The organism is Lachnoclostridium sp. Marseille-P6806, assembly GCF_900625025.1.
Classification (GTDB): Bacteria; Bacillota; Clostridia; order Lachnospirales; family Lachnospiraceae; genus CAG-791.
Map to the genome: position 1 here is coordinate 131,650 of NZ_LR130574.1, position 11,774 is coordinate 143,423.

10 protein-coding genes are annotated in these 11,774 nt (G+C 53.2%); 1 reads left to right on the forward strand and 9 read right to left on the reverse strand.

Going from position 1 to position 11,774, the window contains the following annotated elements; all coding sequences use genetic code 11:
* Nucleotides 1-102: 102 nt before the first annotated feature.
* Entirely contained in the window at nucleotides 103-795 is a 693-nt protein-coding gene (locus tag E0E20_RS00585) for a response regulator (protein WP_130836132.1), read from the reverse strand.
* Between the two features lie 7 nt (nucleotides 796-802).
* The gene (locus E0E20_RS00590; protein ID WP_165443915.1) at nucleotides 803-2,332 is read right to left on the reverse strand and encodes a sensor histidine kinase; all 1,530 of its coding nucleotides are present in this window, start codon (nucleotides 2,330-2,332) and stop codon (nucleotides 803-805) included.
* A 214-nt stretch (nucleotides 2,333-2,546) separates the two neighbouring features.
* On the opposite strand from E0E20_RS00590, the gene E0E20_RS00595 reads away from it, so the two are divergent.
* A complete protein-coding gene (locus E0E20_RS00595) occupies nucleotides 2,547-3,878 on the forward strand; it encodes an extracellular solute-binding protein (RefSeq protein ID WP_165443916.1) in 1,332 nt (443 codons plus the stop codon).
* 17 nt (nucleotides 3,879-3,895) lie between these two features.
* On the opposite strand, the gene E0E20_RS00600 is transcribed toward E0E20_RS00595, so the two are convergent.
* From E0E20_RS00600 to pfkA, 7 genes are all read right to left on the reverse strand, one after another.
* Nucleotides 3,896-4,747: a carbohydrate ABC transporter permease gene (locus E0E20_RS00600; protein ID WP_130836135.1), complete on the reverse strand. Its 852-nt coding sequence runs from the start codon at nucleotides 4,745-4,747 to the stop codon at nucleotides 3,896-3,898.
* Between the two features lie 127 nt (nucleotides 4,748-4,874).
* Nucleotides 4,875-5,798, reverse strand: coding sequence for a carbohydrate ABC transporter permease (locus E0E20_RS00605; protein WP_130836136.1), 924 nt, complete (start codon nucleotides 5,796-5,798; stop codon nucleotides 4,875-4,877).
* A 197-nt stretch (nucleotides 5,799-5,995) separates the two neighbouring features.
* Nucleotides 5,996-7,342 carry an ABC transporter substrate-binding protein gene (locus E0E20_RS00610; RefSeq protein WP_242622594.1) on the reverse strand — a complete coding sequence of 449 codons (1,347 nt, stop codon included), beginning with the start codon at nucleotides 7,340-7,342 and terminating at the stop codon, nucleotides 5,996-5,998.
* Between the two features lie 168 nt (nucleotides 7,343-7,510).
* The gene (locus E0E20_RS00615; RefSeq protein ID WP_130836137.1) at nucleotides 7,511-8,326 is read right to left on the reverse strand and encodes a cell wall hydrolase; all 816 of its coding nucleotides are present in this window, start codon (nucleotides 8,324-8,326) and stop codon (nucleotides 7,511-7,513) included.
* A gap of 534 nt (nucleotides 8,327-8,860) precedes the next feature.
* Nucleotides 8,861-9,658 carry a pyrroline-5-carboxylate reductase gene (gene proC / locus E0E20_RS00620; RefSeq protein ID WP_130836138.1) on the reverse strand — a complete coding sequence of 266 codons (798 nt, stop codon included), beginning with the start codon at nucleotides 9,656-9,658 and terminating at the stop codon, nucleotides 8,861-8,863.
* Nucleotides 9,659-9,761: 103 nt separating this feature from the next.
* Nucleotides 9,762-10,568, reverse strand: a complete 807-nt coding sequence (locus E0E20_RS00625) for a TrmH family RNA methyltransferase (RefSeq protein WP_130836139.1) — start codon at nucleotides 10,566-10,568, stop codon at nucleotides 9,762-9,764.
* A gap of 193 nt (nucleotides 10,569-10,761) precedes the next feature.
* Nucleotides 10,762-11,736: a 6-phosphofructokinase gene (gene pfkA / locus E0E20_RS00630; RefSeq protein WP_130836140.1), complete on the reverse strand. Its 975-nt coding sequence runs from the start codon at nucleotides 11,734-11,736 to the stop codon at nucleotides 10,762-10,764.
* Between the last annotated feature and the right edge of the window lie 38 nt (nucleotides 11,737-11,774).

Below are 11,774 nucleotides of genomic sequence, written 5' to 3' on the forward strand. Positions count from 1 at the left end.
GTCTTTCCGCAATGAGCGGTCTTCTCCCTTCCCGGCTTTCCGCCGTCTGTTTTTCCGAAATGACCGGCGGCGAATCCATACCGTCTCCCCGTTCAGAAAAAATTACAGTTTCACTTTCTTAAAGATGAAATCATTCAGATTCATCTTGCTGATCATGTCAATGACCTCGCCTATGGAGATCTTATCAAACTTCCGCAGAATGTTGTGAATCTGCGTTTTCACCGTGGACATTTCCACCTGACGCAGCTCACATATCTCTCTTCTGGACTTGCCTTCCAGAAGAAGCCCCAGAATTTCCAGCTCCGTGGTCGTCAGCGAAGAAACAAGATTCACAGCGTACAGAAAACTGGTCTCATAAGAGCGCACTCTCTTGAATTCCCCGAGAATCCGCGATGCAATCTCCGGCCTCAGCGGACAGTTGTTCTCATAGACATTGTGAATGCTCCTGATAATTTCCTCCTGGCTCGCGTTCTTTAAGATATAGTCGCATACCCCCAACTGGAACGCTGTAAAGATAAGCTCGTCCTCTTCATACACCGTCAGGATAATGATCCGCACTTCCGGATTCTCCTGCAGAATGCTTTGCGTCGCTCGGATCCCGGCATCCGGCGTCTCCATTTCAATGTCCATCAGGATGACATCCGGCTTCGTTTCCCTGGCTTGTTCCACGGCTTCCTCGCCGGATCCGACGACCGAGACCACCTTCAGATTTTCCGAAGCGTTGATGATTTTCACATACTTTCTCCGGATCGGTTCCATATCCTCTGCAATCAAAACTCTAATCTTCCTGTCCATTTGTGCTCTATATCTCTCCCTCCTCCGCAGTGCCCGCGTTTTGCAAAATAGACGGCAGAACAATCCGAAATGTGGTTTCTTCGTGCTCTGTGCTTTCCACTTCAATTCTTCCGCCGTGCGTCGTAATAATCTTGTACGTCAGTCCCAGGCCAATTCCCCAGTGCTTCTTAATCGGAGCCGAAGAATAGAACGGTGTAAAGATTTTATTCATATTGACTGCCGAAATGCCCGCTCCGTTGTCCGTGATCGAAATCTGTACCCAGTTGTCGATAGAATAAATCCGAACGTTCAGAATACTGTTCCTGTCCGGGCACTTCTCCATCGCCTCCCGTGCATTCATCAGGATGTTGTGCACCGCCTGATCAAAATAAGCGCTATCGACCATAACCGCTGGAATTTTCTTTCCATATTCTGTCCGGATCTCGCAGTCCTTGAAGTCCGGTGCCATATGCTCCAGAATTTCATCCATAAGACAGCAGATATCCGTCCTTTTCAAGATAAGTTCCGACATCTTCGTGCTGTGGTGGATTTCATCCAGCCGCCGATACAGGTTGTCGCAGCGCTCCAGAATTTCTTTCTTGTCCTCTTCCTCCGCCTCTCCGACGTTCAACATTTCCACTTCCGCCTGAATTGCAAGAAGCTCATTCTTCATATAATGGCAAAACGTCTTGGAGGTGGTATCCGCCGCATCAATCTGACGCCGGATGTTCAGTTCGTTTCTCTCCAGCTTCCTGCGATTTACAATGGAGTGCCCCAAAAAATATATGATGACAAAGGTCGCCAGCACCAGATAATACGGATAGAACCGGTAAACCAGATTGCTCCCGGAGAGAGGCACAGACCGGTAGGAGACAAAGCCTGCCAGCCTCGACACCTTGACGAAGCTCATCGGCGCGAACCAGAAGATGAATAGATACGCAATCGCAATACAGGCAAAGCAGAGGCTCTCTCCCCACGCATAGTACCGGAAGAAATACGCCGGTGCCACCTTACAATTGATCCAGAACACTCTTCTCACCGCGTCAATAATCAGTCCGCAGTTCAGAATGCAGGTCACCATATGGATGATCTTTCCTGTCTCTCCGAACATCGGAGCATCCAGTACTTTCGGATACAGGAGAAGATACAGCGTCTCCTGGACCTGCGGATCATAGAACAGACACTGAATTCCCAGAAAGAGCACCAGCTGACGCCGAAATCTCCGGTTATTCCAAACCGCCGCATCCGACAGAAATGTCAGCGAGAACTGGACGAAAAGGTAAATGACCAGGAGAGCCGATGCATTCAGCCAACGGATCAGCCAGCCACGCGGCACTGCAGCAAACATCAGAGCCTTCCAGATCCCCTGCGGCAGGGAAAAATAATTGTTCACGACATTATAGTAATAGGCATCCCGGGCAATATAGGCCACCAGAGCAATGATTGCCATCGTAAAGGCCGCAAGTGCCCGGGACAGATATTTATCGGATGCTTTCTTGTCTTTTCTCGTCATAAAGAAAAGGACAAGGACCAGAATGATCAGGATAAAATAAAACATCTGTCCCCCCACTGCTCTCTTCCGGCCGGGTATGTTCTGCGTCAGCGGCCCCATCCTTCCTATATCCCATCGGCTTCCCGTCAGGTATGCTATACTGTAACTGCTGTCCTCCCGCATATTTTATCCCTGCCCTCTATCTGAAAGAATTCCCGAATAAAATATGCATGCCGTTACTTGTTATTGTACCATTCTGCTGCCATGGAGGTTATTTCGCATGAAGCGCCATTTGGTTGCATGCCCCCTCGTTTCCTGCTCCGGAATACGAATCCATCCCTTTCTGACCCCGATCTTGGGCGTTTCTCTGGCCGCAGCCGCTCTTCTTGGCGGCTGTTCTCCTGCACCGGAAATACAGCTTTCTTCTGCTCTCTCAGAGGAGCCGATTACTCTCAACGTCTGCGTGTGGGCCGATGAACTGACCTATGTCACAGCCGCAGCGGATGCCTACAACGCTATTTCCAAAGATGTCGCGGTCCGCGTGCTTCCGCTGTCTAATGACGATTACGATCAGCATGTCGATGATGTCCTGATAGATTCCGCTGTTTACGATCTTGTCGGTATCAAGGGAATTGCCAAGACGGTACAGCTGGCCAATAAGGATCTGATTCTCGATCTCACTGATTATATCCGCGACAGCATTGCACGCAATACGATTGACACGACGGCGTACGGCAACATGTTCAACGACATCACCTACCAGGACCGTTATTACGCCATTCCAACCCGCACGACCTGCTGGGCTCTTTTCTATAACAAGGAACTTTTTGATCAGGCAAATCTTCCTTACCCCGGCCAGATGACCTGGGCCGAGTATACCGACCTTGCACAGAAGCTGACCGATTCAAAGAACAATATCTATGGCGGATATTTTCTTCCCTGGATTCCCAATTGCATCGCCCTGCAGGGCGGCAGCTATCTGACCGACGATGACACCTCGCCTCTCCGCCAGTCTCTTCAGCTGCTGAATTCCCTTTACGCCACCTCACACATCAGCTACTACGAGATGGAGGATGTCGAAAACCCGCCGGAGAATGTCTACAATACCTTTGAAGACGGGCGGGTTGCCATGGTGCCGAATGGAGAATGGATGGTGAATCTCCTCCTTCAGGACGAGGCCGCCGGCAAATCCATTCCGGACTGGGACATTGCACCGATGCCCGTCAGCCCCGGTCAGGAGAATGGCTCCACCTGGGGCCAGTACCAGTATATGAGTATCTGCTCCTCGACGAAGCATCCGGTAGAGGCCTTTGATTTTCTTCTTTTCCTGTGCGGCAGGCCCGGGGCAGAAATTTATGCTAATCACGCCATCATCCCCGCCTACTCAGATGATCAGATCGCTGTCTCCTATCAAAAAGCTGCCGGTCACGATTCCGCACACTATTTCTTCGAATCCAAAAAGATGCAGGAACAGCTTCCCATCCCCGGTTATCAGGAAACCATCGAGATCTTTAATCGCGAAGCCAAGAGCTATTTTGCCGGGGAGCAGACGCTGGATGAAGCAATGGAGCATTTCGAAACGGAACGTTCCGCGATCTTCGCCGCTCCCTAAAAGTTTATACGTCTTTCTCAGCCTTTCAGACCCGAGAAAGCAATGCCCTCGATCAGATACTTCTGTGCGCACACGTACAGCATGATCATCGGAATCAGAGAGCAGACTGTTCCTGCCATGATCAGGCCATATTCCGTCTTGTACAGGGTGCGGAATGCCGCGAGCCCCAGCTGGATCGTCTTGATCTTGTCATCGTCCAGGTAGATCATGGGCGCCATGTAATCATTCCACATGAAGTTGAAAGTGAATACCGTCAGTGTTGCAAGTCCGGGCTTGCACAAAGGAAGGATAATCCTCCGATAATTCGAGAATTCGCTGCAGCCGTCCATTCTCGCGGCCTCGCAGAGCTCATCCGGAATTCCCAGCATAAACTGGCGAAGAAGAAACACGCCAAATGCGCTGAACAGATTCATGCAGATCAGGGACCATGGGCTGTTGTACAGTCTCAGCGTCTTGTTGACGATGAACTGCGGAATCATAATGGCATGCCAAGGGACCATCATCGTTGCAAGGTAAGCGAGAAACAGCTTATCTCGTCCAGGATAATTCAGCTTCGCGAAAGAGTACGCCGCCAGGGAACAGGTAAACAGCTGCCCCAGCGTAACGATCAGCGAGTAAACCAGTGTGTTCAAATAGTACCGGAGGAACGGAATCTCCGTCCAGACCTCCACATAATTGGAGAAGCGGATCGGCTGCGGAATCCACCGGATCGGATACAGAAAAATTTCATTGTTATACTTAAACGAGGATGACAGCATCCAGACAAACGGAATGATCATCGTAATACCAAAGATCAGAAGAACAATGGACAGAATCGCACTCCGCACCGGATGATAGTCTTTTTTCTTGATTACAGCTTCTTTTGCCATAATTTTCTCTCTACCTTCTTCTATAGATTAAGCGGCATAATGATTATTCAGACAGTATCCTGGTTTGCTTCGCAAATCCTCAATATGAAACAGCCGTTCAGCGTCCGCTCTGCTGTTCCCATTGTTATCACATGTATGTAACCCACTTTTTCTGTCCTCTGAACTGAATCAGCGTAATAACAAGAATGACGGCAAACAGGAAATAAGCCATTGCAGATGCATATCCGTAGTGCATATACTGAAAACCCTCCTGATAGATCCGGTATACCAGTACGTTGGTTGCCCGTCCCGGGCCGCCCTCCGTCATGATTTGAATCAGATCGAAAACCTGGAAAGAAGAAATAACAGAAAGAATGGTAACCATGAACGTCGTGGGCGACAGGAGCGGGAGCGTAATGCTGAAGAACTTTCGGACCGGGCCGGCGCCGTCAACCTCTGCGGCTTCATAGAGCTGCTTCGGAATGCCCTGAAGTCCTGCAAGAATCATGACCATGTAATACCCGACGCCTTTCCAAACAGCTACGATCATGACCGCCCAAAGTGCGAATTTCGTAGAAAGCAGCCACTTCGGAGGGTTGGCGGTTCCGGCGGCGCGAAGAACGTTGTTGATCGGCCCTACGGTCGGGTTGAACAGAAGCGTCCAGATGATGCCAACGGCAACCATGGAAGTAATGTACGGGAAGAAATACATGGTCTTAAACAGGCTGGAGCCTTTGATCCCTGTGTTCAACGCCACCGCAAGAAGCGTGGAGAGTATCAGCGTGACCGGAACAGTTATCAGCGTGTAGAGGAAATTGTTCTTCACTGATACAATGAAATAGTCATCCTTGAACATATCGATGTAATTTTTAAATCCGACAAAATCCATCTTGGTGAAACCGTCATAGTTAGTAAGGGAAATGGCAAATCCCATCACGATCGGAATCATCATGAAAATAAAAAAACCTACAAAGTTCGGAAGAACAAAAAGATATCCGGAAATAATTTCTCTGCGTCTTGCTTTCGTAAATCCTTTCGACTTCGTTCTTTCTTTTTTCGGAGTGTCTTTCATATTTACCTTTCCTGTCGCCCGCGGCATTTATAGTGTTTGAGAAAAATGCCATCCGACATTTCTTCCAAAATCTGCCCTTCGCAGAAAAGAAAGGGACTTTTTCTCCGATTACCTGAGAAAAAGTCCTTCGCCAGAGAATTTCATGCAGTCCTTTTCACTTTCGGAGCAATGATAACCGAACCGATTCCGCTCCAATCCTACTTCGAGCTTTCTGCACGAAGAGCATCCGCATGATCCTTGAAGTCCGCCATCGTGGCATCAATGTCCTGCTCACCCAGGAAATACAGCTGAGCCTGCTCATTGAACGCGTTCAAGAACTGATCATAACCTTCGGTATTCGGCTGCTCCTGAATCTTCTTCGCATCGAAGAGAACCTGTACGGATTCCTTGCCGGAAGCGTCTTTCAAAGCCTGCGCTGCACTGTCGGTAGAGTATGCATGAATCATACCGGAGGAAGCGTAAACTTCTGCACCCTGCTCGCCGCAAAGATACTTCAGGAAATCGAATGCCTCATCGGGGTGCTTCGTGGAAGCGGTAATGCCTGCGAACTGGAACTGGCCCCAGCTTGTTCCGTCCTCAACGCCTTCCGGAACCGGCATCGGAGCGACCTCCCAGTTGACATCGGTCTTACCCTCTGCCTGTGCCTGCATCAGCATGTTAACGCACCACTCACCGTTTGGAAGAAGAGCGACATGCCCGTTCTCGAACTCAGAGATGTAGTCATAGGTGCCGGAGGAAACATCCTCGTAGCTGTAATGAGATCCGTCGGAATACAAACTCTTCAACAACTCAATGGACTCCTGCAGATACTGCGTGTCCTCATCATTTGCGTAGGAGCCATGCTGTACCGCATCGAATACATAGATCCACGGTACCCAATAGCCGGCCTTGATCGGTGTTCCATCCTCTGCCGTCTTACCGTTATAGAAATCTCTGAGCTTGTCTGCGTACTCCTTATACTCCGTCCATGTCATCTGGCCAGGCTCCTCGAGTCCTGCTTCCCTGATCAGATCTGCATTGTATAAAAGCGCCCAGCAGGTTGTCCTGGTCGGCATGATGTAGTACTTTCCATTGTAAGTACTGTTTTCCCACATCTCGCCATACTTGCTGGTATCCAGCCCGCTGCCCGCGATTCTTTCGGTCAGATCCAGAAGTGCACCGCCTGCCGCATAGGTGGTTGCCTGTGCCATACCACGGATATCAACCAGGTCAACATCCGACTGGCCGGCCAGAAGAACCTTAAGCTTATCGTCATAACTGTCACTCGGAATTGAGGTCAGCGTTACGTGAATCTTATCCTGAGAAGAGTTATACTGATCGACAACCTTGGAAATATAATTTTCCTCATCACTCCAGATATAGAAAGAAAGATCAACCGCGCCGTCTGCTGCCGTGGCGTCTGCATCCTTTGCCGCCGCAGAGCCGGAACCGGAAGCTGCTGCGGTGTCCCCCGATGCGGAAGATCCGCAGCCTGCAAGTATGCCGCCTGCAAGTATGCCGGTCAACACCGCCGTCAGCACTCTCTTCATTGCCTTACTTTTCATAGCTACCCCCTTAAATAAAAAACACCTTATCCTTCTCAGAAACCATCTGACAGGGCAAGGATACGGCAGAATGCACGAGCTGAATAGGATGATCTTTTATAAACCTCAAAAGCCGCTTTCTGAAGTATTTTCCCTTCAGAAAGCGGTAACCGAATGGCAGAGACGCAATCAGAATCCGTAAAAGCAATGCGCGCCGATGACCTGTCCGCCGGAGATGCGCGCCTGACAGAAGAAAACTGCGTCTCCCACCGGCCGTGCGCCGGACACAGCTTCCCGCGCCGCCTCCATGCAGCTCTCCGGCACGCCGCCCCGCGCAACCAGTGATGCACACAGCCTTGCCGGAAGAAACTGTCCGGACTGCATGATCACCGCCTGCATAGCGTCCGGGAACCTTGTGCTGAGCATCCGGTTGATGACGACATTGCCAACCGCCACCTTTCCCTCGTAGGATTCCGTGTTGGCCTCATAGAAAATCAGCGCGCCGAGAAGCCGCACATCCTCCTCTGTGATGCTGTCCATGATCTTCTGTCTCCGGCTGGCCGCCGCCTCTTCTTTCAGCCTCTTCTCCGCGGCCCTGCCTGCTGCTTCCGCAGCGGCTGCCGCCGCATCCGCCGCCGCGCTCTTCTCCACCGCATCCGCAGCGGCTGCCGCCGCATCCGTCACAACATTCAGCGCTACATTCTGCACGGCCGCCAGCATTTCCGTATCAATCGAATCGCTGAGGAACAGTCTCTGCGCCTCCTGCACCGTCTCTGCGGCCGTCTGCGCCTCCGCCCCCAGCTTTTCCGCCTCTTTCTGCGCAAGCTCCGCTTCCATCTGCGCAGCCGCCGCACGGCCTGCTGCCTCACCCGCAAGCGCCTGCGCCGCATCCGCGGTCATCATTGTCATTTCCGTACCGGCGGCAAGGGTATTGACACCGGCCGAGCTGAAGAACACAATCCCGGCCATGATCGCCGCCGTAATTCGCCCTGCTCTTCCTCTCATCAATCGCATCATCAACCTCCAGGATGAACTATTTCACACATCTGCGCAAAATTTATTAATATTGTTTTGCGTTTTGTTACAGACTTATTACGTTCGTCGAGGAGAGATTGTATTTTAACGTAATATTTTTGTCAAGTTTTCTCCATTTTACCGCAGGGAATGTCCCCCACCATGGAAACTCCTTTTTCTTATCTTCCGAAAACAGCCCATTTATGCAGTTTTCAGAGAACACCAATAAAATTTCATGCTCTTTTCCCCTCCCTTTTCCCTCCGAAAAAAAGAAACAGGATTGTACAATTTCCTGTACAATCCCGTTTCCCCGTTTACTTTGGAAAACCTCTCAAGTCCGCTGATTCAGCGGATCAGACGCTTCTCCTCCGTCATTTTTTCTCTTTTTTCAAAGCAGGCAGACTCGCACGTCTCCAGAAGCCGTTCGGGGTCGATGGAAAAATCTGCCGTTTTCGTTTCCGGTTTCCTTAAACGCCTTATATATAGCGGATATTATTTCTTTATCTACGATTTCGTTTCCTTTTTTCACAGCTTTTTCGATTTCTCGATGGCTGCGCCGACGGCCTGCATAACCGCCCCGCGGAACGCATTCTTCTCCAGCGTCTCGACACCCTCGATGGTCGTGCCCCCGGGGGAGCAGACCATATCCTTCAGCTCGCCGGGCGTCTTGCCGGATTCCAGCATGAGCCGGGCCGCACCAAGGACCGTCTGCGCCGCGAAGCGGTAGCTCTGCGCTCTGGGAAGCCCGCCCTTTACCCCTGCGTCCGCCAGAGCCTCAATAAACAGGAATACAAAGGCCGGCGAGGAACCGTTGACGCCGCCTGCCGTGTCCATAAGCTGCTCCGGTACAAGCTCCGCCATCCCGCAGCAGCTCCCGATCAGGCGGAGAACCAGCCCGAGCTCCTCCTCCGTCACATTTTCATTGCGGCAGACCGCGGCGCAGCCCTCGCCCACAAGAGCCGGCGTATTGGGCATGCACCGCACGATCTTCACCGGGCCGGGAAAGGCCTCCGAGAGCCACTTCGTCGTCTTCCCCGCCGCCACGCTGACGATCAGCGTTCGCTCGGTCACCGCATTCCGGATATCCTCCAGCACGACCGGGAGGTACTGCGGCTTGACCGCCAGAAACAGGATATCGGCCTCCGCGGCGATCTGCGCATTGGACTCCGAGGTCCGGATGCCGAAATCCGCCTCCATTCTCCGGCGGGTCTCCGCGGTCGCCGCCGAGCCCGTGATGTCCTCCGGCGCCACGGCCTTTTCTTTCAGAATTCCCCCGATCAGCGCCCTTGCCATGTTGCCCAGTCCGATAAATCCGATTACCATGATTTCCTCCCTTGTTTCGTTCCCTGCGGCACCGCAGGAAAAATTCCGCGCAGGCAGATTTAACGCTGCCATTCGCCTCCCCGCCGCTGCCGTGCAGGCGGATTTAACACTGCCGTTCGCCTCCCCGCCGCTGCCGCGCCGCCTCGTACAGCAATATGCCCGCCGCCATCGCTGCATTGAGCGATTCGATCTTTCCCTGCATGGGGATTCTCAGCCTCTGCCGCGCCGCGGCCGCCGTTTCTTCGCGAAGGCCGCTCCCCTCGTTGCCGATAAGAAACGCCGTTCCTTTCCTATAAGAAAGCACATCATAGGACGCCGCGCCGGACATCTGTGCCGCGCAGGTCATAATGCCCTGCCGGTGCAGCTCGCTGAGCGCTGCGGAGAGATCCCCGGTGTAGAAAAACGGCATACGGAAGACGGAGCTCATCGTCGCCCGCACGGCCTTGGGATTCGTCACGTCCGCGGTCCCGCGGCTCATCAGTATGCCCGTCGCCCCGGCCGCCTCCGCCGTACGGAACATGGTTCCCAGGTTTCCCGGGTCCTGCACATCCTCGAGAACAAGGAGAAGCGGCTCCTCTCCGTCCGCTCCGAGAAGCCCTGCCAGACTGTGCTCCGGCATTCTCACGACGCAGAGCACGCCCTGCGGGGTCTGCGTATCCGAGACGCGGAGCAGCGCCTCGTCCCCAATGAGAGTGTACCCCGTCCGCGCCAGCTTTTCACGGTTTGCGAGATCTCCGGCAAAGCTCTCCGTACAGTATATTTCCGAAAGAAATTCCTCCGGCGTGTCGAGAAAGAGGCGCCGGCCCTCGATCACAAAGGCGCGCTCCTCTCTGCGCGTCTTTGCCCTCTGCTGCAAGGCCGCAACCCGTTTCAGACGCGGATTCGATGCGGCGGTGATTTTTTCCTGCATGATCATCCCCCATGCCGAAGCACTTTAGTGCGAGGCACGCGCCCCAAAATCTGCGCAGGCGGTTTTGGGGCTGCGATCAGGGCTATTTGGGCTTCGGCACAAATAGCCGTGTGTAAAAATCAGCGCATCAGCGTGATTTTTCACACTATCCCCCATACCGAAGCACTTTGTGCGAGGCACGCGCCGCTTTCCGTCACCGGCTCAGCGCCTGACTGATCTCAAACTGGTACTCCGGAATTTCCTTTGTCATCGTGAGAGCCTCCTCCATATCGAAGTCCTGAAATTTTCCGTCCCGATAGCCGATGACACGGTTCGTCCCTCCCGCCGCCAGAATATCCGCCGCAAAGGCGCCCATAATGGAGGCGTAGAAACGGTCCTTGCAGCTTGGCGAACCGCCGCGCTGCATGTAGCCGAGAATGGTCGCCCGCGTCTCAATCCCCGTGGCCGCCTCGATGCGGCGCGCCATGGAGGTCGAATGACCGATCCCCTCGGCATTGATGATGATGTGGTGCTTCTTGCCGTGCTTGCGGTTGGAAATGATGTTATCGATGATCCGCTGCTCGTTGTAATCGTATTTTTCCGGCAGAAGAATGTCCTCCGCGCCGTTCGCCACGCCGCACCACAGCGCGATATAGCCAGCGTTCCGTCCCATGACCTCGATGATGGAGCAGCGCTCATGAGAGGACGAGGTATCGCGCACCTTATCGATCGCCTGCATCGCCGTATTGACCGCCGTGTCGAAGCCGATCGTATAATCCGTGCAGGCAATGTCAAGATCGATGGTGCCGGGCAGACCGATCGTATTGATTCCCTGTCTCGCGAGCGCCTGCGCTCCGCGGTAGGAGCCGTCGCCGCCGATGACGACCATCCCGTCGATCCCGTGCTTCCGGCAGATCTCCGCTCCCTTTTCCTGCCCCTCCGCCGTGCGGAACTCCGAGCAGCGGGCAGTGCCGAGTATCGTCCCGCCCCGCTGGATGATATCCGAGACGCTGTGCTTGTCCATATCCACGATCTCTTCGTTCAGAAGCCCCATGTAGCCGCGCTGTATGCCCTTGACCTTAAGGCCGTTTCCGATCGCGCGCCGCACCGCGGCGCGGATGGCCGCGTTCATGCCGGGCGCGTCGCCCCCGCTGGTCAGAATCCCTATCGTCCTTACTTCCTTTGCCATAACCATCCTCCACACCGAATGACGCTGCGCCGCTTTCT